This is a genomic window from Rathayibacter sp. VKM Ac-2929, assembly GCF_022815495.1.
In the GTDB taxonomy this organism is placed as follows: domain Bacteria; phylum Actinomycetota; class Actinomycetes; order Actinomycetales; family Microbacteriaceae; genus Rathayibacter; species Rathayibacter festucae.
In genome coordinates this window covers 335,686-359,963 of sequence record NZ_JALGRV010000002.1, presented here as the reverse complement: position 1 = coordinate 359,963, position 24,278 = coordinate 335,686, and the positions used below count along the sequence as shown (strand labels likewise).

Here is a 24,278-nt window from a genome sequence, read left to right as displayed (position 1 = left end):
ACCGCCGGTGCTCCGCGTCCGCGCGGGGCACCGGCTGTTCACCTCCGCGACACCGGGTGCCCCTACCGTGGCGCCCCGGCCGACCCGCTCCCGGACGCGCGGCCGGAACGGAGAGCACTCGTGAGCACGGACGCGCATCCCCAGGACCTCCTCGACGCCGGCGCCCTCGCCCCGGCACCGCGGACCCTGATCGATGTCCTCCGCGACACCGCCGAGCGCCACCCCGACGCCTCCGCGCTCGAGGATCCCGCCGGCGCCCTCAGCTACCGCGAGCTGCTCGCCCGCGTCGTCTCCGCCGCCGCCGAGCTGACCGCCGCCGGGGTGCGTCGCGGCGATCGAGTGGGCGTGCGGATGGCCAGCGGCTCGCGCGAGCTCTACCTCGCGATCCTCAGCATCCTCGCCGCCGGTGCCGCCTACGTCCCGGTCGACGCCGACGACCCCGAGGAGCGGGCGCGACTCGTCTTCGGCGAGGCCGCCGTCCGCGGTGTCATCACCGGCTCCGGACGCTTCGAGCGCGCCGACGCGGAGCCCGCGCGACTGTTCACCGGGTCGGCGCCGCACCCCAGCACCGCCTCGATCCCGCTGCTGCAGCCGCCGACCCTCGAGGACGACGCCTGGATCATCTTCACCTCGGGCTCGACCGGCACACCGAAGGGCGTGGCCGTCAGCCACCGCTCGGCCGCCGCCTTCGTCGATGCTGAGGCGCGCGTCTTCCTCCGGGCCGAGCCCCTCGGCCCCGGCGACCGGGTGCTCGCGGGCCTCTCGGTCGCCTTCGACGCCTCCTGCGAGGAGATGTGGCTGGCCTGGCGGAACGGCGCCTGCCTCGTGCCCGCGCCGCGCTCGCTCGTGCGCAGCGGGATGGACCTCGGCCCCTGGCTGACGACGCACGGCATCACCGTCGTCTCGACCGTGCCGACCCTCGCCGCGCTCTGGCCCGCCGAGTCGCTCGAGAACGTCCGCCTGCTCATCTTCGGCGGCGAGGCCTGCCCGCCCGAGCTCGGCCAGCGCCTGGCCGTCGACGGCCGCGAGGTCTGGAACACCTACGGCCCCACCGAGGCGACCGTCGTCGCCTGCGCCGCTCCCCTCGGCGGGCCCGGCCCGGTGCGGATCGGCCTGCCGCTGGACGGCTGGCGGCTCGCCGTCGTCGATCCCGAGGGCCGCCGCGTCGGCGAGGGCGAGGTCGGCGAGCTGATCATCGGCGGCGTCGGCCTGGCCCGCTACCTCGACCCCGCGAAGGACGCCGAGAAGTACGCCCCTGCGCCGACGCTGGGCTGGGAGCGCGCCTACCGTTCCGGCGACCTCGTGCGCTTCGAGAGCGCCGGACTCGTCTTCCAGGGCCGCGCCGACGACCAGGTCAAGCTCGGCGGCCGGCGGATCGAGCTCGGCGAGGTCGAGGCGGCGCTGCAGGGCCTGCCCGGAGTCTCGGGCGCGGCGGCCGCCGTCCGCACCACCGGCGCGGGGATCCAGGTGCTCGTCGGCTACCTCGCCCTCGCCGGCGGGCGCGCGCTCGACCGCGACGCCGCGCTGACGCGGCTGCGCGAGGAGCTGCCGGCCGCCCTCGTGCCGCTGCTCGCGGTGGTCGACGAGCTGCCGACGCGCGTGTCGGGCAAGGTCGACCGGGCCGCACTGCCCTGGCCGCTGCCCGAGAGCACTGCGGCGGACCCGGGGCTCGACGCCGGGACCGCCTGGCTCGCCGGGCTCTGGCGGGAGGTCCTCGGCGTCCCGGTCGACGAGAGGGCGAACTTCTTCGACCTCGGCGGCGGGTCGCTCGCCGCCGCCCAGCTCGTCGCCCGGATCCGCGAGCAGGACCCCGAGTTCACCGTCGCCGACGTCTACGCGCACCCTCGGCTCGCGGCGATGTCGGCCGAGATCGCGAGTCGCGCGACCGGCGCCGGCGAGGTCTCGAGCCACCGGATCGCCCCGGTCCCGCGTCGGATGCAGGTGCTGCAGACCCTCCTCGGCGCGCCGCTCCTGGTGCTGAGCGGCGCCCGCTGGACGACGGTCGTGCTCACGGTCTGCGCCCTGCTCGACCTGCTGCCCGGCTTCGGCTGGCTGCCCACCGTGCCGCTGCCCGGGCTCGTCGTCGCGTTCGCCCTCTTCTGCACTCCGTTCGGCCGGATGGGCCTCACCGTCCTCGCCGCCCGCGCACTGCTGCGCGGGGTGCGCGCCGGCGACCACCCGCGCGGCGGCGGGGTGCACCTGCGGCTGTGGCTCGCCGAGCGGATCGCCCACCAGCTCGGTGCCGTCAGCCTCGCCGGAGCACCCTGGGTCGCGCACTACGCCCGTGCGCTCGGCGCCCGGATCGCCGACGACGTCGACCTGCACTCGCTCCCGCCGCTGACCGGCATGCTGACCCTCGGCCGCGGCGCCGCGATCGAGCCCGAAGTCGATCTCTCCGGCTACTGGATCGACGGCGACGTCCTGCGGGTCGGCGCGGTCCGCGTCGGCGCCGGCAGCACGGTCGGCGCCCGCAGCACCCTCCTGCCCGGCACCCGCATCGGCAAGAACGCGCAGATCGAGCCCGGCTCCGCGGTCTTCGGCCGGGTGCCGGCCGGCCAGCGCTGGGGCGGCTCGCCCGCGCAGCGCCTCGGCAAGGCGAGCGCGGGCTTCCCCGCCGAGCGCCCGCCGCGTGCGACGCCGTGGGTCTGGGCCTACGCGGTCTCGGCGGTCGGCCTCGCCGCCGTGCCGGTCGTCTCCTTCGCGGCGGGACTCGGCGTGCTCGCCCTCGCCGTACAGGGCGCAGCGGATCTCGCGGAGGCGCTCCCCCGCGCCGTCGCCGCCCTCGTCCCCGCGGTCGCCGTCACCGGCGTCGTGCTGGCGGGCCTGGTCGTCGTGCTCGTGCGCCTGCTCGGCCGCGGCGTCGAGGCCGGCACGCATCCCGTCCGCGGCCGGATCGGCTGGCAGGTCTGGTCCACGGAGCGCCTGCTCGACCACGCCCGCGCCCTCCTCTTCCCGCTCTACTCCGGCCTGTTCACGCCGGTCTGGCTGCGGCTGCTCGGCGCGAAGGTCGGCCGCGACGTCGAGGCCTCGACCGTGCTGCTGCTGCCCGCGATGACCACCATCCGGGACGGCGCCTTCCTCGCCGACGACACCCTCGTCGCCTCCTACGCCCTCGGCGGCGGCTGGATGCGGCTCGCCCGCGCCGAGATCGGCGAGCGCGCGTTCCTCGGGAACTCCGGGATGGCGGCGCCCGGACACACGGTGCCGGCGGGCGGGCTTGTCGCGGTCCTCTCCTCCGCCCCGCGCAAGTCGAAGGCGGGCTCGTCCTGGCTCGGCTCGCCGCCGGTGCGGCTGCGGCGCACGGTGGTCGAGGCGGAGTCGGCGCGCACGTTCCGGCCGGCCGCGCGCCTCCGCGCCGCCCGGATCGTCTGGGAGCTGCTGCGCTTCGTCCCGGTCGTCGTCTCGATCGCGATCGGCCTCGGCGTCGTCGCGGCCCTGCTGGCACTGGTGCCGGTGATCGGGGCACCGGCGACGGCGGTGGTCGGCGGTGTCGTCCTGCTCGCCGCAGGCGCGGTCGCCGCAGGCGTCTCGACCGCGGCGAAGTGGCTCCTCATCCAGCGCGTCCGCCCGAGCGAGCACCCGCTCTGGTCCTCCTTCGTCTGGCGCAGCGAGCTCGCCGACACCTTCACCGAGATGGTGGCGGCGCCGTGGTTCGCGCACGCCGCGGCCGGAACGCCCGCCCTCGTCTGGTGGCTGCGGAGCCTCGGCGCGCGGATCGGCCGCGGAGTCTGGTGCGACAGCTACTGGCTCCCGGAGGCCGATCTGGTCGATCTGGGCGACGGAGCGACCGTCAACCGGGGCTGCGTCGTGCAGACCCACCTGTTCCATGATCGAATCATGAGCATGGATCTCGTGAGTCTCGACGCCGGCGCGACCCTCGGCCCGCACAGCGTGATCCTCCCCGCCGCGACCATCGCGGCGCACGGCACGGTCGGCCCCGCCTCCCTCGTCATGCGCGGCGAGCTCGTGCCCGCGGGCAGCCGCTGGAGCGGCAACCCGATCGGCCCGTGGCGCGAGGTCCGTGTCGGCGACTACCACGCGCCCGTCGCGTGAGCGACGCGCAGACCGGGCTGGAGACGGCGGGTGACCCGTACCTCCCCGGCATCGGCAACACCGGCTACCGCGTCGAGTCCTACGAGCTCGACCTGGACTACCGGGTCTCGAGCAACCGGCTCGCCGGCCGAGCGACCCTGCGGATCGTCGCGCTGCAGCCGCTGCGCCGCTTCTCGCTCGATCTGAGCCGCCTCCGGGCGACGCGGGTGCGGGTCGCCGGACGCAAGGCGCGCAGCGATCAGGCCGCGCACAAGCTCCGGGTCACCCCCGCCGAGCCGCTCGAGGCCGGCGCGAGCGCCGTCGTCGAGATCGAGTACGGCGGGCACCCCGGGCCGCGCGCCAGCCACTGGGGCGAACTCGGCTGGGAGGAGCTGACCGACGGCGTGCTCGTCGCCTCGCAGCCCTCCGGCGCGTCGACCTGGTACCCCTGCAACGACGACGTCGCCGACAAGGCGACCTACCGGATCCGGGTGAGCGCGGAGGAGGGCTACTCCGTGCTCGCGAACGGCGTGCTGCTCGAGACGAGCGAGCGCTCGGGCCGGCGCACCTGGCTCTACGAGCAGCGGGAGCCGACCGCGAGCTACCTCGCGTCGGTGCAGATCGGCCGCTACGTGCTCGAGGACCGCCTGCTCTCCGGAGTGGCCGTCACGCTCGCGCGCCCGGCCGCGCTGGCCGCGCGGGTCGCGCGCGACTTCGCACCGCTCAGCGCCATGCTCGCGTTCTTCTCCCGGGTCTTCGGCCCGTACCCGTTCCGCCAGTACACCGTCGTGGTCACCGCGGACGAGCTGGAGATCCCGCTGGAGGCGCAGGGCATGGCCGTGTTCGGCGCGAACCACGTCGACGGCCGCGGCGGCTCGGAGCGGCTGATCGCCCACGAGCTCGCGCACCAGTGGTTCGGCAACAGCGTCGGCCTCGCCCGCTGGCGGCACATCTGGCTGAACGAGGGCTTCGCCTGCTACGCCGAGTGGCTCTGGTCGGAGGAGTCGGGCGGGCCCAGCGCCGATGCCCAGGCCCGCCGGCACCACGCGCTCCTGCGGTTCCAGCGCCAGGACCTCGTGCTGGGCGACCCGGGACCGGTGGACCTCTTCGACGACCGGGTCTACAAGCGGGGCGCGCTGACGCTGCACGCGCTGCGGCTCCGGCTCGGCGACGAGGTGTTCTTCCGGCTCCTGCGCACCTGGACCGCGCGGCACGCGTCCGGCACCGCGAGCGAGGACGACTTCCGCGCGCTCTGCGCCGAGGTCGCCGGCGGCTCGGCGATCGCGGGCGGCACGGCCGTCTCGGCTGTCGAAGCGCTGCTCGACGCCTGGCTCGTCGACGTGCGGCTGCCGCCGCTACCGGCCGCCCGCTGAGACCAGCGAGTCCTCGAGCGCGTCGCCGTGCTCGCGGCGCCAGCCGATGATCGGACCGGCACCGCCGACGGAGTCGCCCAGCGCGACGCTGACCCGGAGCGACGGGTCGAGGTGCGGCTCGGCGAGCCGGAAGCGCGTGCTGTCGATGCGAGCCTCCGCGGTGAAGCGCGACTCGTGGATCCGGACGCGCCGCGGATCGACGTCCAGCCCGCGGCCGTCGGCCTTCAGCGCGGCCTCGATGCGGGTCCAGTGCAGGATCGGGTCGGCGGCGCGGAACCCGCCCGTCGCGAAGGGAGCGCCGGCGATCCGCGTGATCGCGACGCCGCGCTCGGGCGGACCCGCGACCGGCTCGACGTCGACCCCGACGACGCCCGCGCTGCTGGCCGCGACGACGACCGCGCCCGGGCAGTGCGCGATGCTGACGGAGAGGTGCTCGGCGCCCTCGATCCAGGGGCGCCCGTGCGGACCACCGCAGCGGGAGCAGCGGGCGGTGACCCGGACCATCGAGGCGGACAGCCCCAGGAGCTCGCCCGCGAGCATGCGCAGCAGGACGCGGCCGAAGACGAAGCGCTCCGCCACCGCCGCCGACCCCGTCGCGCGGTAGCGCTCCCGCTCCGCCGTGCCGAGCAGCGGCAGTAGCCGCTCGGCGTCGAGGCGCTGCTCGTCGAGCGCGAGCCAGCGCAGGTGCACCCCCGGCAGATCACGCACGCCGTCGTCGTTCCTCATCCCGTCCCCCACGGTCGTGTCCCCCATGATCCCGTCCCCGGTCCAGCGCTACTCGGCGGCCCGAGCGGTCGCCGCGTGCTCGCCGCGCTCGTAGACGTCCGCCGCCGAGCCGACGATCAGCGGATCGGGTCCGAGCGGCGATACGACCTCGTCGTCCCGGCCGTCGTAGTCGTACAGGCTCAGCACGTAGCGCATCGCCTCGAGCCGGGCGCGCTTCTTGTCGTTGCTCTTGACGATGGTCCACGGCGCGTCGGCGGTGTCGGTCGCCGCCATCATCGCCTCCTTGGCCGCGGTGTAGTCGTCCCACTTGTCCAGCGAGGCGAGGTCCATCGGCGAGAGCTTCCACTGCCGCACCGGGTCGATCATCCGGATGGTGAACCGGGTGCGCTGCTCCTCGGCCGAGACCGAGAACCAGAGCTTGACCAGGTCGATGCCCTCGCCGACGAGCATGCTCTCGAACAGCGGCGTCTGCCGGACGAACTCGTCGTACTGCTCCGGAGTGCAGAAGCCCATCACGCGCTCGACCCCCGCCCGGTTGTACCAGGAGCGGTCGAACAGCACGATCTCGCCCGCGGCGGGCAGGTGCGAGACGTACCGCTGGAAGTACCACTGCGTGCCCTCCCGCTCGGTCGGCTTCTCGAGCGCGACGACCCGGGCGCCCCGCGGGTTGAGGTGCTCGGTGAAGCGCTTGATGGTGCCGCCCTTGCCCGCGGCGTCGCGCCCCTCGAAGACGACGACCAAGCGCCGGCCGTGCTTCTTGATCCAGTTCTGGAGCTTCAGCAGCTCGATCTGCAGCAGCCGCTTGCCGGCCTCGTACTCCTCGCGCGACATCCGCTCGTCGTAGGGGTAGCCCTCGCGCCAGGTGTCGATCTGCGTGCCGTCGCGGCGCAGCAGCACCGGATCGTCGTCGTCCTCGTCGAGCACGACGAGATCGCGGGCGTCCTCGGGCGTGAGCGAGCGGAGCAGCTCGGGCGTCGGCACGAGGGCGCCGCGGGGAGCCGCATCGGGAGCGGCGTCGGGAGCGGCATCGAGGACGGCGTCGGGGCTGAGGGAGCGATCGGAGACGGAGGGCACGGAGCGACGCTAGGGGCCCCGAGCGACGCCGGGGTGAACGGCGGGTGTCCGCCCTCTCGCGCCCGCGCGCACCCGGACGTACCCTCGTCGCATGTGCCGGAACATCCACACCCTCCACAACTTCGAGCCCGCCGCCTCCGACGAGGAGGTGCACGCCGCCGCCCTCCAGTACGTCCGCAAGATCAGCGGCGCCACCCGCCCGTCGAAGGCGAACCAGGAGGCGTTCGACCGCGCCGTGGCGGAGATCGCCCACATCACGGGCCACCTCCTCGAGGACCTGGTGACGACCGCGCCGCCGAAGGACCGCGAGGTCGAGGCGGCGAAGGCCCGCGAGCGCTCGGCCCAGCGCTTCGCCACGGCGTGAGGTGCGACGCACGCGCCGGCCGATCCGGGAGGGGCACGCGCTAGCCGATCAGGTAGACGAAGCCGCGACCCGACCGCGCGATCCGGGACGCGAACTCCACGGCGCGGTCCAGGTACTGCCCGAGCTGCTCCCCCTCGGGGTGCTGCGGCAGGCCCTCCTCGAGCTCCTGCCGGAGCGCGAGCAGATCGTCGGCGATCTCGGCGACCTCTCCCGGCGGAACGGCGCGCACCCACGGATCCCAGCACATCCCCCGCAGCGACACCCGGCCCTCCAGCATCCGGTGCGCGGGCCGGGGCGGCTGCCCCGGCGAGCGCGGAGCGGTCAGCGCCTGCAGCCCGGACCACGCCCGGTCGAGGAAGAGCATGTCGTCCTCCGGCACCGGCTGCGGCAGGTCGGCGGCGTCGATCTCGGCGCCGTGCGGCATCCCCCAGGCGCCCGCCAGGGCGGTCTCGCCGATCACGCTCCGCGGGTCGGCGAGCGCGCGCTCGGTCAGATCGGCATCGAAGGCGTAAGCGTAATAACGGATTCCCATGCGTCGATGGTGGCGAGCACCGCGCTCGCTCCGGCGCCGGATACCGAGATCTGGGGAGGGCCGAGCGATCACGCGGCTGTGGAGGGACGAGCGACCGCTTCTGTTCCCGGACTCGTCTAGGCGTCGAAGGCCGCCGGCGGCAGGTCCGTCTCGCCGTCCTCGACGGCGCGAACGATGCGCGCCGCGACCGTCTCCGGCGAGTGCCCCGCGCCGAAGCGCGGAGCCGTGCCCGCCAGCGGGTGCTGCGACAGCGCGGTCTCCGTGTGGCCGGGCCGCGCGTCGAGCAGGAGGACGCCCGCCTTCCGGTACTCCCGGGCCGATGCCCGGACGAACGAGTACAGGGCCGCCTTGGACGCGGAGTACGCCGCGAGACCGGCGGTCGGCGCCTCGGCGACCACCCCGCTGATCGTGACCGCGAAGGGCCGATTCCCGGAGGCGGACAGGGCGGGGAACGTCGCCGTGAGCACGCGGATCGGCGCCAGGGCGTTCACGTCGACGAGCTCCTCGAGCACCGCCGGATCGAGCTCGGCCGAGGGGCCGAAGGCGACGACGCCGGCCGCGACGACGACGCCGTCGAGTCGCCCGTGACGGCGGAGGACCTCGTCCACCAGGCGCTGCGGGGCGTCCTCGCCGAGGAGATCGGCGACGAGCGGCGCGTCGCCGAGGTCGGCGGCGCGGCGCCCGGAGCGGACCACGGTCGCGCCGCGCTGCTCCAGCTCGTCCGCGATCAGCCGCCCGAGGCCGCCGGAGGCACCGAGGACGAGGACGACGGAGCCTTCGAATCGAGTCATGTCCGAAGCGTAGACGGGGGGTCTGGCGCGAATCGCCTCTACCGGGAGGCGAGGGCCGTCAATACGGTGGATCGCATGTCGCGTCCGGACACCTGTGCCGTGCTCCACCGACTGGTGGAGGTCCTCGAGGACCCCGCGCCGATCAACCCGGGGCACGCCCGGCACGTGAGCGGACTGCTCGCCGGCGCCCTCGACTCCGCCCCGGCCCTCAGCGACTGCGCCGGCGCCCCGGCCCAGCTCGTCGCCTTCGCGTCGGAGGACCCGGCGGACGAGAACCCGGCCCTCTGAACGCCCCGACCGCCACCGCGTCACCCGGCACTTCGCCGCCTCGCCCCACTCCTCAGAAGTCGCGGTAGTCGAGCGCGACTACCGCGACTTCCGCGGACTCGGAGGCGCCTCTGCCTCCCGGCCACTCTCCACTCCCCGAGAGTTGCGGTAGTCGAGCGCGACTACCCCGGCTTCTGCGGAGTCGGGGCCTCCCCCGCCGAGCGGAGGGACGCCGCGGGCCCCTCGTAGACTCGACGGGCCGAGAGAACGGGGACCCGGTGGACGACGAACGCGCCGCACCTGCGGGCTGGTACCGCGATGACGCCCACCCGGAGTCGATGCGCTGGTGGGACGGCACCGCCTGGACCGACGCCCGCCGCTCGGCAGAGGACGCGGCGACGCGCTCCACCGGCGCGCAGGAGACGCGGAGGCTCCCGGACACCGCCCCCGAGCACGTCGAGTACCGCCTCCCGAACTCCGCCGGCACCCCCACCGTCGACGCCACGGACGAGGCGGAGCGGATCGAGGAGATCGCCGCCGTCGTCGGCCGCCCGCTGCGCGTCGGCGAGATCTCCGACCGGATCCTCGACGTCGTCCTCGTCCCCGAGCCCGACCACCCCACCGGCACTCCCGCCGTCTCCGTCCGTGCCGGCGGCCGCGTGATCGGCTACCTCCCCGACGCCTACCGCCGCGCCCCCGCGCTCACCGGCCTCTCCCGCGTCGTCGCCGGTCGCGCCGCCCCCACGACGTCCGCCCGGCTGCGCGCCGAGCGGACGGAGGAGGGCCTGCGCGCCTCGGTGAAGGTCGCCCTTGTCGCCCCCGAGCTCCTCGTGCCGCTCAACGCGCCGCCTCAGGAGCGCTACTCGATCCTGCCGTGGGGTCGCGCCCTGCAGGTGCAGCGCGAGGACGAGCACTTCGTCCGCCTGGCCGGCGTGGTCCCCCAGGGCGGCCGCGGCCTCCTCCTCGTGACGCTCCACCTCGTCGGCGGTCTCGTGGAGGTGCGCCTCGACGGCGACCGCGTGGGCGAGCTGACCGCGTCGATGTCCGAGCAGTTCGCGCCCACCCTCCGCCACCTCACCGGCCTCGGCCTCACCGCCGTCGCCTACTGCTCGCTCCAGGGCTCGCCGCTGAAGGCCGAGCTGACCCTCCAGGCGGCGCGCGCCGCCGAGCTGCCGGCGGACTGGGTCGACGGCCGGCCGGTGACGCTCCCCCGGCTGGTCCCGGGGGCCACCGGGGCGCCACCCGCCTACGTCGCGCCGCTGCGGCCTACCCCGCGCACCTCGGAGGCCGTCGCCCGCTCGACCCGCCGGACGGTCGCCTGGGTCGTCGTCGGCGTCTGCACGCTGGTCGGCCTCTCGAGCTGGATCATCGGCGACGTCCTCAACTGAGGCTCGGCACGTCGGCCGACGCGGCCCTCCGGCACGCGGAAACACCTCCGGCTCGCCGGATCGTCGAGATCCTGCGAGCCGGAGGCCGTTCCGCGAGCCGGAGCCCGGGCGGTCGTCAGACGTTGAAGCGGAACTCCACCACGTCGCCGTCCTGCATGACGTAGTCCTTGCCCTCGATGCGGGCCTTGCCCTTCGCGCGCGCCTCGGCGATGGAGCCGGTCTCGACGAGGTCGTCGAACGAGATGATCTCGGCCTTGATGAAGCCCTTCTGGAAGTCGGTGTGGATCACGCCGGCCGCCTGCGGGGCGGTCCAGCCCTTGCCGATCGTCCAGGCGCGCGTCTCCTTCGGGCCCGCCGTGAGGTAGGTCTGCAGGCCGAGGGTGTCGAAGCCGATGGACGCGAGCTGGTTGAGGCCCGACTCGGTCTGGCCGGTGGACTCGAGCATCTCGGCGGCGTCGGCCTCGTCGAGGTCGATCAGCTCGGACTCGATCTTCGCGTCGAGGAAGATCGCGTGCGCCGGAGCGACCAGCGCGGCCAGCTCGGCCTTGCGCGCCCCGTCGGTCAGCACGGCCTCGTCGACGTTGAAGACGTAGATGAAGGGCTTCGCGGTGAGCAGGCCCAGCTCGCGGATCGGCTCGAGCTCGATCGAGGACGCCGAGAGCGGCTTGCCGGAGTCGAGGAACTCGCGCGCCTTCTTCGCCGTCTCGAGGACGATGGGCTCGATCTTCTTCCCCTTGAGCTCCTTCTCGTAGCGCGCCTCGGCCTTCTCGAGGGTCTGCAGATCGGCGAGGACGAGCTCGGTGTTGATCGTCTCCATGTCGCTCGCGGCGTCGACCTTGCCGTCGACATGCACGACGTCGGCGTCCTCGAAGCCGCGGATGACCTGGGCGATCGCGTCGGCCTCGCGGATGTTGGCGAGGAACTTGTTGCCCAGGCCCTCGCCCTCCGACGCGCCGCGGACGATGCCGGCGATGTCGACGAACGACACGGGCGCGGGCAGGATGCGCTCCGAGCCGAAGATGCCGGCGAGCACCTCGAGGCGGGAGTCGGGCAGGTTCACGACTCCGACGTTGGGCTCGATCGTCGCGAACGGGTAGTTCGCGGCGAGCACCGTGTTCTTGGTCAGCGCGTTGAAGAGCGTCGACTTGCCGACGTTGGGGAGTCCGACGATTGCGATAGTAAGAGCCACGGGCATCCATCCTACGGCGTGGTCGCGGGGGTGCCGCGTGCCGGTCCCGGCGGCGTCGGAGGTGCGTGAGAGGGTGAAGTCGTGCCCATCGACTTCACCGCCATCGACTTCGAGACCGCCAATTCGCACGGAGCGTCCGCCTGCTCCGTCGGGCTGGTGAAGGTCCGCGACGGCCGCGTCGTCGACCGCGCGGGCTGGCTCATCCGCCCGCCCTACGGCTACGACGACTTCCTCGAGTGGAACACCCGCATCCACGGCATCCGCAAGCACGACGTGCACGGCGCCGCCTCCTGGGTCGAGCAGTTCGCCGACCTCGTCGCCTTCGCCGGCGAGGACGTCTTCGTCGCTCACAACGCCGGCTTCGACATGAGCGTGATCCGCGCCGCCTGCGCCGCGACGGCGCTCGAGCTCCCCGCCTACGACTACCTCTGCTCGCTCCAGCTCGCCCGCAGGACCTACCAGCTCGAGTCCTACCGCCTGCCGTCCGTCGCGTTCGCCGCCGGCTACGACGACTTCCGCCACCACGACGCCTCGGCCGACGCCGAGGCCTGTGCTGCGATCGTGGTGCACGCCGCCCGCCGGCACGGGGCCGGGAGCCTGGCCGAGCTCGGCGAGCTGGCCGGCGTCTCCGTCAAGCGCCTGCGGCCGAAGGCGCCGGTCGCCGCCTGACGCCCGGGGCGGCGATCCGAGAGCCGGCGCGCTCACTCCCCCGCTCGCGGGTCGCCGAACCAGTTGCTGAAGATGCGCCAGAAGTTGCGATTGCCGTAGGCCGAGCACGCGTCGCCCGAGCCGTAGAGGTCGTCCAGCGCGGCCGCGTTCGGCTGGTACGGCGTGTAGTAGTAGAGCCCCGCGGTCGCCGCGTTCTCGATCCGCACCGGGGCCGTCCCGCAGGCGGCGTCGGGCGAGTACTGGATCTCGCTGGTCTCGCCGACCGGGTACCAGTCGAAGCTGCTCTCCGGGTTGCGGTAGCGCTGGAACTGCCAGGCCGCACCGTAGACCTGGCCGAAGAAGCCGAAGTAGTCGGTGTCGCAGTCGGCCGTGTCCGGGCAGCCGTAGCCGGTGGCGCTGCGGAACTGGCGCTCGCTCGGCGCGCTGTCGGTCACCAGCGACTGCTCCTTCTGCAGCAGCGTCAGCAGCACGGCGGGGCTGACGTCGCAGGCGCCGGCGACGAAGGCGATGATCTCGGCGGCCGAGACGTCCTGCCCACCCGTGACGGCGGCGCACTGCTCGTCGGCGGCGACGTCGCCGGTGTCCTCGGCGTAGTCCCGCAGGCACGGGACATCGGTCCCCGCGCAGGAGGGCACCCGCGCGTTGAGGAACGCCTGGATCGTCAGCGGGCCGAGGGCGTCGCCGTCGAAGAAGACCTCGTCCGACACGATGTCGCCGGGATCGAAGCCCGACCCGTCGACGCCGCCGGCCAGGTCGGTCCACATCCGGATGCTCGGCACCTCGGTCGCGCGAGCGGCCGCGGCGCCGAAGTCCGTCGCGCCGGGGAGCAGCAGCATCACCGCGAGGGCTGCGAGGGCCGCCGCCCCTCCCCGTCGACGTCGCACGACGGACGGGGAGGGGGCGACCGGGGAGGGATCGGCCGAGCTCATCCCTCCACGCTAGCGGCCGTGCGCCGGAGCATCAGCCGCAGGGCGTGAGCCGCGCGACCGCGTCCGACAGCGTGTTCGGGCCGCCGAGCAGGACGACCTTCTTGGCGCCGAACGCACTGATGTCGTTCAGCACCGCCTGCGGCACGCAGTCCCGCGGGACCGCGAAGAGCGGGCTCGAGGTGTAGCCGGCGGCGGTCGCTCCGGCGAGCGCGTCCGGGAAGTTCTCCCCGGTCGCGAGGTAGACCGTGCTCGCGCGCTGGAAGGCGGCCCTGTTCAGCTTCTCCGAGGTGTCGTAGCGGTCCGAGCCCGCGATGCGGGTCTTCGAGGCGACGGCGAGCGAGCGCTCGATGCCGTCGCTCACCGAGAGGGCGTTGCCCGCGATGGTGAGCGAGCGGACTCCGAGCTGCGAGACGAGGCTCTTCGTCGTGGCGTCCGCGGTCGCCAGCGTCCCGTTGACCAGGAGCACCGGAGCGTCCACCGAGCCGGCCGCCGCGCTGGCGCCCAGGGCGTCGGGGAACTTCTCGCCCGTCGCGAGCCACGCCCGGCTCGACCCGTCGGAGAAGGCGTACTGGACGACCTTCTTCGCGGTGTCGTAGCGGTCGACGCCGCCGAGGCGGGTGGGGGTCGCTCCGCCGCGCACGTACTGCTTGAGGTCCTGCAGCACGGCGTCGCTGACGCTCAGCGTGGAGCCGACCACGACGATCTTCGCGGGCTTGAGGCGGGTCAGCTCGGTGCGGACCGGCTGCGACATCGAGTCGCGGTCGACGAGCAGGAGCGGGCCGCCCTGCTTGGCCGCGGCGGGCGCGGCGCTCAGCGCGTCGGGGAAGGCGGAGCCGGTCGCGACGTAGACGACGGGGACGTTCGCCGTGAAGGTCGCCTTCGAGACGCGGACGGCCGTGTCCTGGCGGTCGGTGCCGGCGATCCGCTCGACGGGAACGGTCGTGCCGTTGGACACGCTCGTGCAGCCGAGGTCCTTGGTGCCGGGCGCCTTCGCGTCGCCCGAGCCGGTCCAGAGGTTCCAGTCCACCGAGGCGGCGCTGGCGCAGACCGTGTAGGTGCCCGCGGCCGAGGCGGGGGCGGTCGCGGAGAAGCCGTGGTTGCCGCCGGCGGCCGGGTACTCGCCCGGGATGTCGCCGCGGGAGGCGTTCGCGGTCTGGGTGCGGACGGTCTTGGAGCCGTCGGGCGCGGTGATGGTGACCGTGGTGGCGAGCTGCGCGCGCTGCGTCGTCGGGTCGACGGCCCAGCCGGAGGCGGTCAGCGTGCCGCCCGAGATCCTCGGGGCGTCGACGCGGCCGGCCGGGGCGACGCCGGCGTTGGCGAGCGAGCCGTTCCAGTCGCTGAAGATGTACCAGAAGTTGATGTTGCCGTAGGTGGCGCAGGCCTGGTTGCCCGTGTTCGTGAGCGCGTAGCTGTTGGGCTGGTAGGGCGTGTAGTAGTAGAGGTTCGCCGTGGCCTGGTTGCGGATCGCGACCGGCGACGAGCCGCAGGACGTGTCCGGGTTGAAGAGGATGCTCGGCGTCGTGCCCGCGGCGTAGGCCGTGAAGTTCGAGCCGGAGCCGGGCGGGTTCGCGTACTTCTTGAACTGGCGGGCCGCGCCGTAGACCTGGGTGAAGAAGCCGGCGGAGCCGTTGTCGCAGCCGGTGCTGTCGGGGCAGTTGAAGCCGGTCGCGCGGTTGTAGAGGCGCTCGGTGGGGCTCGTCGTCGAGACGAGGCTCGTCTCCTTCTGCACGAGGACGGCGAGCACGAGCGGGCTGATGCCGCACGCCTCGCCGACGCCGGCGAAGATCGACGCCGCGGACTCGAGGACGCCGCCGCGGTACGCCTTGCACATCGGGTCGGCCGCCTTCGACGGCGTGACCTGGCTGAAGGCCTTGAGGCAGGGCACGCCGTTGGGCGTACCGGAGCAGTTGCGGCCCTTGTCGTCCAGGAGCGCCTGCATCTGCTGCGCCGAGCGGGCGTCGCTGTCGAAGAAGTTCGCGTCGCTGAAGATGTAGCCGGCGCGGAAGCTCTTGGTGCTCTCCGCTTCGTACTGGACCTTCACGTCGGGCAGGACGGAGCCGTCGGCGGCGGTGACCTGCGCCTCCCCCGCTCCCGGATCGACGAGGACGGACGCGGGTGGCAGCGTCTCGTCGGCGGCGGCGGCGGCGGCGACCGGGACGAGAGCGGTCCCGAGTCCGACGGCGAGGGCGAGTGCGGCGGTGAGCAGGCGCGAAGGACGGCGGTGATTCCCCATGGTCCCGAAGCCTAGGGGCAACCTCCGACTCCGCCTCCTCCCGCTCCGGACACCCGTCCGAGGGTCAGACGGACATCGTCGGAGCGCCGCAGGGCGGATGTCGGAGGTCCGTGGTCTCCTCGGCGCATGGAACTCAGCTTCGTCCTCGGCCTCGCGGTCGGCGCGCTCCTCGCCGCCGTCGTCGCCGTGCTGCTCGCCCGTGCCCGCACCCCCGACACCGCGCTCGCCCTCGAGCTGGCCACGGCGCAGGCGCGGGCCGAGGGGCTCGAGGAGCGGCACGAGTCGGTCGTGGAGCAGCACCGCGAGCACCTCGGCTCCGCCCGCGATCAGATCCGCGAGCTGCAGGAGCAGCTGCGGGTCGTCGCCGAGCGCGAGCGGCACGACGCGCGGATCCTGCAGACGCTCTCCCCCGTCGCCGAGAGCCTGCGCGGGATGCAGGAGTCGGTGCGCCGCCTCGAGAGCGAGCGCGCCGCGCAGTTCGGCGCCATCACCGAGCAGCTGGAGGGGCAGCGGCTCGCCGGGGAGAGGCTCCGCTCGACCACCGAGACGCTCGCGTCCGCGCTGCGCTCGAGCGCCAGCCGGGGTGCGTGGGGCGAGACGCAGCTGCGCAACGTCGTCGAGGCGGCCGGGCTGACGCAGCGGGTCGACTTCGACGTGCAGTTCGGCCTGGAGGGCGAGGGCGGGAAGGGCCGCGCCGACATGGTCGTCCGCCTCCCCGGCGGCAAGGCGATCGCCGTCGACGCGAAGGTGCCGTTCGACGCCTACCTCGAGGCGAGCGCGATCCCCGCCGGCGCGGGGGCCGAGGAGGAGGCCCGGCGCGCCGGTCTGCTGCGGGCGCACGTGAGGGCCCTCCGCGGGCACATCGACGCCCTCGCCGGCCGCGCCTACTGGACCGGGCTGCCGGCGAGCCCGGAGTTCGTCATCGCCTTCATCCCCAGCGAGCCACTGCTCGCCAGCGCGCTCGATGTCGACCCGACGCTGCTGGAATACGCGTTCCGCAAGCGGGTCGCCCTCGCCTCGCCGGTGACGCTCTGGTCGGTGCTGAAGACCGTCGCCTACACCTGGCAGCAGGACGTCCTGACCGACGACGCGAAGCGCCTGCTCGATCTCGGCAAGACCCTCTACGCGCGGCTGGCGACCCTCGCCGACCACGCGGAGGGGCTGCGCCGCTCGATCGAGAAGACGGTCGACTCCTACAACGCCTTCGCCGGCTCGCTCGAGACCCGCGTCCTCGTCACCGCGCGCCAGTTCGACACCCTCGACGAGTCCCGCGTGATCGCGCCGGCCGGCGGCGTCACGGTGTCACCGCGCCGCCTGACCGCCGTCGAGCTCCTCGCGCCGGACGAGCGCACGGCCTGAGCCGCGGGATCTCGAGACGCCGCTCCGCGGCTACTCGACCAGCATGCGGGCGCCGCTCCGCGGCGGCTCGAGCAGGGGTGCGCCGCTCCGCGGCTACTCGACCACCGGACAGGGCGCGCCCCCATCATGCTGATCGAGTAGCGCCCGCAGGGCGCGTATCGAGATCCGCCGTCCTGCAGACGTCGGTCTCGATACGCCGCTCCGCGGCTACTCGACCAGCATGAAGCGCAACACCGGCGCACACTGCTTCAGCAGGGGTGCGCCGCTGCGCGGCTACTCGACCAGCAGGTGACGGGGTCGGCCGCCTAGACCCACTTCTCCGCGAGGTGCTGGGCCGTCACGCGACGGATCGTGCCCGAGCGCGAGCGCAGGACGATCGACTCGGTGGTGATGATGTGGCCCTCCTTGCGGACGCCCTTCACCAGCCCGCCGTTGGTCACGCCGGTGGCGACGAAGTAGGTGTTGTCGCTGCGGACCAGGTCGTTCGCGTGCAGGACGCGGTCGAGGTCGTGTCCGGCGTCGATCGCGCGCTGGCGCTCGTCGTCGTCCTTGGGGCGGAGGATGCCCTGGATCACGCCGCCGAGCGCGCGGATGGCGCACGCGGTGATGATGCCCTCGGGCGTCCCTCCGGTCCCCACGCACATGTCGACGCGCGAGTCGTGCCGAGCGGCGTTGATGCCGCCCGCGACGTCGCCGTCGAGCAGCAGCCGCGTCCCGGCGCCCGCCGCGCGGATGTCGTCGATCAGCTGCGCGTGCCGCGGGCGGTCGAGCACCGCGATGCGCATCTCGTCGACGGGCTTGCGCTTGGCCCGCGCCAGCGCGCGGATGTTCTCGCCGATCGGGCGCTCGATGTCGATGATCCCCACGCCCTCGGGCCCGGTGACGATCTTCTCCATGTAGAAGACGGCGGAGGGGTCGAACATCGCCCCGCGGTCGGCGACGGCGATCATCGACAGCGCGTTCTGCCGGCCCGCGGCGGTCAGCGAGGTCCCGTCGATCGGATCGACGGCGATGTCGGCGGCCGGCCCGGAGCCGTTGCCGACGTGCTCGCCGTTGTAGAGCATCGGCGCGTTGTCCTTCTCGCCCTCGCCGATGACGACGACCCCGTCGAAGTTGACGGTGCCGAGGAAGGTGCGCATCGCGTCGACGGCGGCACCGTCGGCGGCGTTCTTGTCGCCCTTGCCGATGAAGGGGACGGCGCGGATCGCCGCCGCCTCGGTGGCTCGGACGAGCTCCATGCCGAGGTTGCGGTCCGGGTGGAGGTAGAGCGAGTCGTGGTCGATATCGGTCACAGCGCGGAGTCCTTCGCGTTCGAGTTCGTGCAGACGGCGTCGTCGCAGGACCCGCGGAGCGGATCCCCATCCCGGAGCGGAGTCTATCCGAGGCCCGCCCCGCGCCCGGGGGACGCCCCGCAGCCGCCTCGCTAGACTCGACGCCGACGCGGGCCTCGCCCGACCCCCTCCCGTTCATCCGTCAAAGGAGATGCCATGCCCGTCGCTACCCCGGACCAGTACGCAGAGATGCTCGACAAGGCGAAGAAGGGCGGCTTCGCGTACCCCGCGTTCAACGTCTCCTCCTCGCAGACCATCAACTCGGTGCTGCAGGGCCTGTCCGAGGCCGGCTCGGACGGCATCATCCAGGTCACGACCGGAGGCGCCGACTACTTCGCCGGCCACACGGTCAAGAACCGCGCCGCCGGAGCGATCGCCTTCGCGAAGTTCGCCACCGAGGTCGCCAAGAACTACCCGGTCACGGTCGCGCTGCACACCGACCACTGCCCGCAGAACGCGCTCGAGGGCTTCGTCTACCCGCTGATCGCCGCCTCCGAGGAGGAGGTCAAGGCCGGTCGCGAGCCGCTCTTCCAGTCGCACATGTGGGACGGCTCGGCCGTGCCCCTCGACGAGAACCTGAAGATCGCCCAGGAGATCCTGCCGCGCGTGAAGGCGATCAACGCGATCCTCGAGGTCGAGATCGGCGTCGTCGGCGGCGAGGAGGACGGCGTCTCGCACGACATCAACGAGCACCTCTACACCACGCTCGACGACGCGATCGCGACCGTCGAGGCCCTCGGCTTCGGCGAGCAGGGCCGCTACATGGCCGCGCTGACCTTCGGCAACGTCCACGGCGTCTACAAGCCCGGCAACGTGCGCCTGCGTCCCGAGCTGCTCCGCGAGATCCAGGACGGCCTGCAGAAGAAGTACGGCACCGAGGCGCTCCCGCTCGACCTCGTCTTCCACGGCGGCTCCGGCTCGACGGACGAGGAGATCGCCGAGGCGGTCCGCAACGGCGTCGTGAAGATGAACATCGACACCGACACCCAGTACGCCTTCAGCCGCTCGGTCGCCGACACCGTGCTGAAGAACTACGACGGCTTCCTCAAGGTCGACGGCGAGGTCGGCAACAAGAAGGTCTACGACCCGCGCTCGTGGGGCAAGATCGCCGAGTCCGCCATGGCCGTCCGCGTCGCCGAGGCGACCCGCCAGCTCGGCTCCGCCGGCCACTCCGGCAAGTAGGGCACCGCTCCGTGACGAACGCACACGACCAGCCGGGCCGCACAGAGCGCCCGGAACCGCAGTACGGCGAGTACGCGCCGCCCGGCTGGTCGTGGACGCCTCCGGAGGACGCCGTCGTCGTCCCCGACCCGCGAGGGTCCGAGACCGATCCGCGGCCCGTGACCGCGCCCTCCGCGAAGACCGTCGCGCACCCCGTCGACCGGCTGATCACGATCATCCTGCTGGCGCTCGGCGTCTTCTTCGCCGTGCCGACGCTGCTCGACCCCTCGAGCTTCGCCACCACCCTCTCCGAGCTGTACACGAGCCAGGGCATCGGCACCTACGCCTCCCCCGACCTCGCCCGCACCCTCGGGCTGGTCGTGGCGCTCGCGCAGGCGCTGATCGTCGCGTTCGCGGTCTGGATCTCGATCCGCCGGCTGCGGGCCGGCAAGCGCGCGGTGCTCGTGCCGATCCTGGGGATCGTCGCGACGGTCGTGCTCTCGCTGACGGTCGCGGCCATCGCGATCCTCGGCGATCCGACCTTCGCCGACTACGTCTCGCGGATGTCCGCCGGGACCGGCACGGACGTCTAGCGCCCGACCCGCTGACGCGAAGAAGGCCGCCCTCCCTCGGGAGCGGCGGCCTTCTCCTCGTTCTGCGTGCGGAGCGTCAGGCGCTGACGGAGGCGCTCACGCGTCCGCCGGCCCCGCGGGCGTCGCGCTTGCCGGCGACGTCCTTGCGCAGCTCCTTGGGGAGCGAGAACATCAGGTCCTCCTCGGCCGTCTTGACCTCCTCGACGTCGCCGTAGCCGGCGGCGGCGAGGTCGTCGAGCACCTCGCGGACGAGGACCTCGGGCACCGAGGCGCCGCTGGTGACGCCGACGGTGCGGATGCCGTCGAGCCACTCCTGCTTGATCTCGCCGGCGTAGTCGATCCGGTACGCGGCCTTCGCGCCGTACTCGAGCGCGACCTCGACGAGGCGGACCGAGTTCGAGGAGTTGGCCGAGCCGACCACGATGACCAGCTCGGCGTGCTCGGCGACCTTCTTGATCGCGACCTGGCGGTTCTGGGTGGCGTAGCAGATGTCGTCGCTCGGCGGGTTCTGCAGGTTCGGGAAGCGCTCGCGGAGGCGGCGCACCGTCTCCATCGTCTCGTCGACCGAGAGCGTGGTCTGCGAGAGCCAGACGACCTTGTCCGGGTCCTTCACCACGATGTTCGGGACGTCGTCGGGGCTGCCGACCAGGGTCACGTGATCGGGAGCCTCGCCCGCGGTGCCCTCGACCTCCTCGTGCCCCTCGTGGCCGATCAGGAGGATCTCGAAGTCGTCGCGCGCGAAGCGGACGGCCTCGCGGTGCACCTTGGTGACCAGCGGGCAGGTCGCGTCGATCGCCTGGAGCCCCCGGTCGGCCGCGTCCTGCACGACCGCCGGCGAGACGCCGTGCGCGCTGAAGACGATGTGCGAGCCCTCGGGGACCTCGTCGACCTCCTCGACGAAGATCGCCCCCTGGCTCTCGAGCGTGGAGACCACGTGCACGTTGTGCACGATCTGCTTGCGCACGTAGACGGGGGCGCCGTAGTGCTCGATGGCCTTCTCGACGGCGACGACCGCGCGGTCGACGCCGGCGCAGTAGCCGCGCGGGGCGGCGAGGAGCACCCGCTTGGCACCGTCGACGGGCTCGTCGCGCAGGCGCCCGGTAGCGCGGGGCATGCGCGGCATGGGCAGGCTGATCGGGGCTTCACTCACCCCGCGATTCTACGCGGTGCATCCTGTGCTCCCCGCGGAAGGGCCGGATCCGCTGACCGGCGGCCGGACGGGCCGCCTCGCGCCCGGCCCGGCGCCGCGGCCGCCGAGGTGTCGGAGGCATCCCGTACCGTTGTCGTCGCGGGTCCGCCGCCCGCTCCCCCGCCCGCCCGCTCCAGCGAAGGCACCGATGACAGACGCCCCTCCCACCGCCGATGCTCCCTGGCCGGTCGGTCTGCTCGCGAGCAAGATCAAGGGCTGGATCGAGCGCCTCGGCACCGCGTGGGTCGAGGGTGAGATCACGCAGTGGGGCGTCTCCGGCGGCAACGTCTACGGCAAGCTGAAGGACCTCTCCGGCGACGCCACCGTCGGCTTCACCGTCTGGTCCTCGGTCCGGGCCCGCCTCCCGGCGGACCTCAAGCAGGGCGACCGGGTGATCGCGCTGGTCAAGCCGAACTACTGGGTCAAGGGCGGCACGCTCTCGATGCAGGTGTTCGAGATGCGGCACGTCGGGCTCGGCGATCTGCTCGAGAAGCTCGAGCGGCTGCGCCGGCAGCTCGCCTCGGAGGGGCTGTTCGAGCCGGCGCGCAAGCAGCGGCTGCCCTTCCTTCCGCACGGGATCGGCCTGATCACCGGCAAGGACTCCGACGCCGAGAAGGACGTCCTCCGCAACGCCCAGCTGCGCTGGCCGGCCGTCCGCTTCCGCGTCGTGCACGCCGCCGTGCAGGGCGAGCGCACGGTGTCCGAGGTGACCTCGGCCCTGCGCACGCTCGACGCCGACGCGAGCATCGACGTGATCGTGATCGCCCGCGGCGGCGGCGACTTCCAGAACCTGCTCGGCTTCAGCGACGAGTCCCTCGTGCGGGCGGTCGCGGCCTGCACCACCCCCGTGGTCAGCGCGATCGGGCACGAGGCGGACCGCCCGCTGCTCGACGACGTCGCGGACCTCCGCGCGTCCACCCCGACCGACGCGGCGAAGCGGGTCGTCCCGGACGTCTCCGACGAGCTGCTCCGGGTGCAGCAGGCGCGGCTGCGGATGACCACCCGCGTCAGCGGGCTCGTCTCGCACGAGATCGACCGCCTGTCGCAGCTGCGCTCGCGGCCGGTCCTGGCCCAGCCTCGCGTCCTGGTCGACCAGCGCTCCGAGGAGCTGACCCGCTGGGTCGCCCGCGGCGCCGAGCTGGTCGAGCGGCGGATCGAGCGCGCCCACCTCGAGGTCGAGCGCCTGCACGGCCACCTCCGCGCGCTGTCGCCGCAGCACACCCTCGACCGCGGCTACGCGATCGTGCAGAACGGCAACGGTCACGTGGTCCGCACCCCGCAGGACGCGGCCGAGGGCGAGGCGCTCGTGCTCACCCTCGCCGAGGGCGCCGTCGCCGCCCGCTCGACAGGGCCCGCCGCCGATCCCGCCGGCCGCGGCTGACCCGTCCCGCTCCCACCCGCCCGCGCCCTCCTCGCAGCCCCGATCGATAGGATCACCCCCATGGCCGACGCCCGCACCGACTCCCCCGCCGTGCCGTCGAGCGACCCCGTCCCGACCCGCGAGACCGACGTCTCCGGCTTCAGCTACGAGCAGGCGCGCGACGAGCTCGTCCGCGTCGTCTCCGAGCTCGAGCAGGGCAGCTCCACCCTCGAGCGCTCGCTCGCCCTCTGGGAGCGCGGCGAGGCGCTCGCGGCCCGCTGCGAGGAGTGGCTGATCGGTGCCCGCGCTCGGCTCGACGCCGCCCGCTCAGGCGGATCGGCCGCCGGCGGATCGAGCGCCGGATGAGCCGCGAGAAGCCGCCGCGCGTCGTCGCCGAGCTCGGCCGTCCCGAGACGGACGCCGAGACCGCGGCCCGCAAGGCCGAGAACTCCCGGCTCTACCGCCAGCGCAAGACCGTCAACAACCTCGTCTTCTCGCTGCTCGCGACCGTCGGCGCCGTGGCGCTGATCGTGCTGATCGTCCCGCGCGGCGAGGGCACCGTCCGCGACCCGGTGGACGTGCCGGCGGTCGCCGCCCAGTTCCAGCTCGGCGAGAGCGAGACGCTCGCCGCGCCCGACATGCCCGACTCCTGGTCCTCGAACGCGGCCGAGCTGCGCGAGGACGGCGGGGTCGAGTACTGGTACGTCGGCCTGATCACGCCCAAGAGCGGCTACATCGGCGTCAGCCAGGGCTTCGACGCCGACGAGCGCTGGGTCTCCGGCCAGCTCGACAGCGCCGCGGCGACCGGCGTCGAGCAGATCGACGGCCGCGAGTGGACGGTCTACGACCACCGCGACGGTGCCGGCGAGACCGGCAACAGCCCCTACGCTCTCGAGACGACGGCCGGTGGCAGCACCTACCTCGTCTACGGCACGGCGCCGACGGACGAGATCCGCCAGGTCGTCGACGCCATCACCCCGCAGATCGGCCAGGAGGAGTCCCGTTGAGCTTCGATCCGTCGAGTCCCCAGCACGAGGTCCCGCAGAGCATCGTCGTCGCGCGCGAATCGCGCCCGCCGTCGTGGGTCTGGAAGGAGATGCTGCGCGGCAACCAGCGCTTCGTCGCCGGCGAGCCCCGCCACCCCCGCCAGGACGTCGAGCGCCGCAACGAGCTCGCCGCCGAGCAGAAGCCGCTCGCCGCGCTCTTCGGCTGCAGCGACTCGCGCCTTGCAGCCGAGATCATCTTCGACCTCGGCCTCGGCGACCTCTTCGTGGTCCGCAACGCCGGCCAGGTCATCGCCGATTCGATCATCGGCTCCCTCGAGTACGGCGTCGCCGTGCTCGGCGTGAAGCTGATCCTCGTCCTCGGCCACGACGAGTGCGGAGCGGTCAAGGCCGCGATCCAGTCGCAGGCGCCCGACGCCGAGCGCCTCCCGCCGCACATCGAGCACCTGATCGAGCCGATCATCCCGGCCGTCCGCCGCATCGTCGGCCCGCAGCCCGACGGCCGCGTGCTCGTCGACCCGTCGACGACCGACGCCCTCGCGGTCGGCCGCGAGCACCTCCGCGACACCGTCGCCGAGCTGCTGCAGCGCTCCCCGCTCATCGCCGACGCGGTCGCCGCGGGAGAGCTCGCGGTCGTCGGCGCCAACTACCGCCTCGCCGACGGCACCGTCGACTCCGACGTGGTCCTCGGCATCGATCCGCCGCAGATGAGCC

The 24,278-nt window shown here is 73.4% G+C and carries 21 protein-coding genes and 1 pseudogene; 13 read left to right on the top strand and 9 right to left on the bottom strand.

The features are described from left to right. Positions 1-120: 120 nt before the first annotated feature. Entirely contained in the window at positions 121-4,053 is a 3,933-nt protein-coding gene (locus MT355_RS06295; protein ID WP_243598912.1) for a Pls/PosA family non-ribosomal peptide synthetase, read from the top strand. After that, positions 4,050-5,405 carry a M1 family metallopeptidase gene (locus MT355_RS06290; RefSeq protein WP_243598911.1) on the top strand — a complete coding sequence of 452 codons (1,356 nt, stop codon included), beginning with the start codon at positions 4,050-4,052 and terminating at the stop codon, positions 5,403-5,405. The genes MT355_RS06295 and MT355_RS06290 overlap by 4 nt, the downstream gene beginning before the upstream one ends. Here the strand turns inward: MT355_RS06290 and MT355_RS06285 are convergent. Beyond that, on the bottom strand, positions 5,388-6,158 hold the full coding sequence (locus MT355_RS06285; RefSeq protein ID WP_243598910.1) for a 4'-phosphopantetheinyl transferase superfamily protein: 771 nt from the start codon (positions 6,156-6,158) through the stop codon (positions 5,388-5,390). The two genes, MT355_RS06290 and MT355_RS06285, sit on opposite strands and share 18 nt — an antisense overlap. Before the next feature lie 21 nt (positions 6,159-6,179). After that, a complete protein-coding gene (gene ppk2, locus MT355_RS06280; RefSeq protein ID WP_279392201.1) occupies positions 6,180-7,097 on the bottom strand; it encodes a polyphosphate kinase 2 in 918 nt (305 codons plus the stop codon). Between the two features lie 199 nt (positions 7,098-7,296). On the opposite strand from ppk2, the gene MT355_RS06275 reads away from it, so the two are divergent. Continuing rightward, positions 7,297-7,569 (top strand): DUF2277 domain-containing protein, encoded by a 273-nt coding sequence (locus MT355_RS06275; RefSeq protein WP_123702785.1) that lies wholly within the window; start codon positions 7,297-7,299, stop codon positions 7,567-7,569. Between the two features lie 40 nt (positions 7,570-7,609). Here MT355_RS06275 and MT355_RS06270 read toward each other — a convergent pair whose 3' ends face one another. Together MT355_RS06270 and MT355_RS06265 are read right to left on the bottom strand one after the other, a co-directional pair. Next, the gene (locus tag MT355_RS06270; protein ID WP_243598909.1) at positions 7,610-8,101 is read right to left on the bottom strand and encodes a hypothetical protein; all 492 of its coding nucleotides are present in this window, start codon (positions 8,099-8,101) and stop codon (positions 7,610-7,612) included. Positions 8,102-8,217: 116 nt separating this feature from the next. After that, the gene (locus MT355_RS06265) at positions 8,218-8,892 is read right to left on the bottom strand and encodes an SDR family oxidoreductase (protein WP_243598908.1); all 675 of its coding nucleotides are present in this window, start codon (positions 8,890-8,892) and stop codon (positions 8,218-8,220) included. A 75-nt stretch (positions 8,893-8,967) separates the two neighbouring features. On the opposite strand from MT355_RS06265, the gene MT355_RS06260 reads away from it, so the two are divergent. After that, positions 8,968-9,180 carry a hypothetical protein gene (locus MT355_RS06260; protein WP_160088252.1) on the top strand — a complete coding sequence of 71 codons (213 nt, stop codon included), beginning with the start codon at positions 8,968-8,970 and terminating at the stop codon, positions 9,178-9,180. Between the two features lie 257 nt (positions 9,181-9,437). Further along, positions 9,438-10,547, top strand: a complete 1,110-nt coding sequence (locus MT355_RS06255) for a DUF2510 domain-containing protein (protein ID WP_243598907.1) — start codon at positions 9,438-9,440, stop codon at positions 10,545-10,547. Positions 10,548-10,662: 115 nt separating this feature from the next. On the opposite strand, the gene ychF is transcribed toward MT355_RS06255, so the two are convergent. Further along, positions 10,663-11,736: a redox-regulated ATPase YchF gene (ychF, locus tag MT355_RS06250; RefSeq protein ID WP_243598906.1), complete on the bottom strand. Its 1,074-nt coding sequence runs from the start codon at positions 11,734-11,736 to the stop codon at positions 10,663-10,665. 81 nt (positions 11,737-11,817) lie between these two features. Between ychF and MT355_RS06245 the strand changes: the two genes are divergently transcribed. Beyond that, a complete protein-coding gene (locus tag MT355_RS06245) occupies positions 11,818-12,405 on the top strand; it encodes an exonuclease domain-containing protein (RefSeq protein WP_123445426.1) in 588 nt (195 codons plus the stop codon). A 32-nt stretch (positions 12,406-12,437) separates the two neighbouring features. Here MT355_RS06245 and MT355_RS06240 read toward each other — a convergent pair whose 3' ends face one another. Together MT355_RS06240 and MT355_RS06235 are read right to left on the bottom strand one after the other, a co-directional pair. Beyond that, positions 12,438-13,334 carry a hypothetical protein gene (locus tag MT355_RS06240; protein WP_243598905.1) on the bottom strand — a complete coding sequence of 299 codons (897 nt, stop codon included), beginning with the start codon at positions 13,332-13,334 and terminating at the stop codon, positions 12,438-12,440. A 31-nt stretch (positions 13,335-13,365) separates the two neighbouring features. Then, positions 13,366-15,567 (bottom strand): cell wall-binding repeat-containing protein, encoded by a 2,202-nt coding sequence (locus MT355_RS06235; RefSeq protein WP_243598904.1) that lies wholly within the window; start codon positions 15,565-15,567, stop codon positions 13,366-13,368. 126 nt (positions 15,568-15,693) lie between these two features. Here MT355_RS06235 and MT355_RS06230 point away from each other — a divergent pair, with 126 nt between their 5' ends. After that, positions 15,694-16,926 (top strand): DNA recombination protein RmuC, encoded by a 1,233-nt coding sequence (locus MT355_RS06230; RefSeq protein WP_243598903.1) that lies wholly within the window; start codon positions 15,694-15,696, stop codon positions 16,924-16,926. Positions 16,927-17,231: 305 nt separating this feature from the next. Here MT355_RS06230 and glpX read toward each other — a convergent pair whose 3' ends face one another. Beyond that, positions 17,232-18,164 (bottom strand): class II fructose-bisphosphatase, encoded by a 933-nt coding sequence (gene glpX / locus MT355_RS06225; RefSeq protein ID WP_123445977.1) that lies wholly within the window; start codon positions 18,162-18,164, stop codon positions 17,232-17,234. Between the two features lie 249 nt (positions 18,165-18,413). On the opposite strand from glpX, the gene fbaA reads away from it, so the two are divergent. Both fbaA and MT355_RS06215 read left to right on the top strand, forming a co-directional pair. Beyond that, on the top strand, positions 18,414-19,439 hold the full coding sequence (gene fbaA, locus MT355_RS06220; protein ID WP_123445424.1) for a class II fructose-bisphosphate aldolase: 1,026 nt from the start codon (positions 18,414-18,416) through the stop codon (positions 19,437-19,439). Between the two features lie 11 nt (positions 19,440-19,450). Continuing rightward, positions 19,451-20,011, top strand: a complete 561-nt coding sequence (locus tag MT355_RS06215) for a DUF6264 family protein (RefSeq protein WP_243598902.1) — start codon at positions 19,451-19,453, stop codon at positions 20,009-20,011. Positions 20,012-20,087: 76 nt separating this feature from the next. On the opposite strand, the gene MT355_RS06210 is transcribed toward MT355_RS06215, so the two are convergent. After that, positions 20,088-21,134, bottom strand: a complete 1,047-nt coding sequence (locus tag MT355_RS06210; RefSeq protein ID WP_243599279.1) for a 4-hydroxy-3-methylbut-2-enyl diphosphate reductase — start codon at positions 21,132-21,134, stop codon at positions 20,088-20,090. A gap of 214 nt (positions 21,135-21,348) precedes the next feature. Here MT355_RS06210 and xseA point away from each other — a divergent pair, with 214 nt between their 5' ends. From xseA to MT355_RS06190, 4 genes and pseudogenes are all read left to right on the top strand, one after another. Further along, positions 21,349-22,581 (top strand): exodeoxyribonuclease VII large subunit, encoded by a 1,233-nt coding sequence (xseA, locus tag MT355_RS06205; RefSeq protein WP_243598901.1) that lies wholly within the window; start codon positions 21,349-21,351, stop codon positions 22,579-22,581. A gap of 60 nt (positions 22,582-22,641) precedes the next feature. Then, a complete protein-coding gene (locus tag MT355_RS06200) occupies positions 22,642-22,926 on the top strand; it encodes an exodeoxyribonuclease VII small subunit (protein ID WP_243586462.1) in 285 nt (94 codons plus the stop codon). Beyond that, positions 22,923-23,567, top strand: a complete 645-nt coding sequence (locus MT355_RS06195; RefSeq protein ID WP_243598900.1) for a DUF4245 domain-containing protein — start codon at positions 22,923-22,925, stop codon at positions 23,565-23,567. The genes MT355_RS06200 and MT355_RS06195 overlap by 4 nt, the downstream gene beginning before the upstream one ends. 89 nt (positions 23,568-23,656) lie before the next feature. Next, a pseudogene (locus MT355_RS06190) lies at positions 23,657-24,262 on the top strand (carbonic anhydrase); the annotation flags it as partial. Positions 24,263-24,278: the final 16 nt, after the last annotated feature.

Excerpts from the sequence above, each read along its gene's own strand:
- MT355_RS06270 (WP_243598909.1), bottom strand. The coding sequence starts at position 8,101 with ATGGGAATCCGTTATTACGCTTACGCCTTCGATGCCGATCTGACCGAG.
- MT355_RS06235 (WP_243598904.1), bottom strand. The coding sequence starts at position 15,567 with ATGGGGAATCACCGCCGTCCTTCGCGCCTGCTCACCGCCGCACTCGCC.
- MT355_RS06195 (WP_243598900.1), top strand. The coding sequence starts at position 22,923 with ATGAGCCGCGAGAAGCCGCCGCGCGTCGTCGCCGAGCTCGGCCGTCCC.
- MT355_RS06265 (WP_243598908.1), bottom strand. The coding sequence starts at position 8,892 with ATGACTCGATTCGAAGGCTCCGTCGTCCTCGTCCTCGGTGCCTCCGGC.
- MT355_RS06210 (WP_243599279.1), bottom strand. The coding sequence starts at position 21,134 with ATGCCGCGCATGCCCCGCGCTACCGGGCGCCTGCGCGACGAGCCCGTC.
- MT355_RS06260 (WP_160088252.1), top strand. The coding sequence starts at position 8,968 with ATGTCGCGTCCGGACACCTGTGCCGTGCTCCACCGACTGGTGGAGGTC.
- MT355_RS06285 (WP_243598910.1), bottom strand. The coding sequence starts at position 6,158 with ATGGGGGACACGACCGTGGGGGACGGGATGAGGAACGACGACGGCGTG.
- MT355_RS06240 (WP_243598905.1), bottom strand. The coding sequence starts at position 13,334 with ATGAGCTCGGCCGATCCCTCCCCGGTCGCCCCCTCCCCGTCCGTCGTG.
- MT355_RS06230 (WP_243598903.1), top strand. The coding sequence starts at position 15,694 with ATGGAACTCAGCTTCGTCCTCGGCCTCGCGGTCGGCGCGCTCCTCGCC.
- xseA (WP_243598901.1), top strand. The coding sequence starts at position 21,349 with ATGACAGACGCCCCTCCCACCGCCGATGCTCCCTGGCCGGTCGGTCTG.
- MT355_RS06200 (WP_243586462.1), top strand. The coding sequence starts at position 22,642 with ATGGCCGACGCCCGCACCGACTCCCCCGCCGTGCCGTCGAGCGACCCC.
- MT355_RS06275 (WP_123702785.1), top strand. The coding sequence starts at position 7,297 with ATGTGCCGGAACATCCACACCCTCCACAACTTCGAGCCCGCCGCCTCC.
- glpX (WP_123445977.1), bottom strand. The coding sequence starts at position 18,164 with ATGGAGCTCGTCCGAGCCACCGAGGCGGCGGCGATCCGCGCCGTCCCC.
- fbaA (WP_123445424.1), top strand. The coding sequence starts at position 18,414 with ATGCCCGTCGCTACCCCGGACCAGTACGCAGAGATGCTCGACAAGGCG.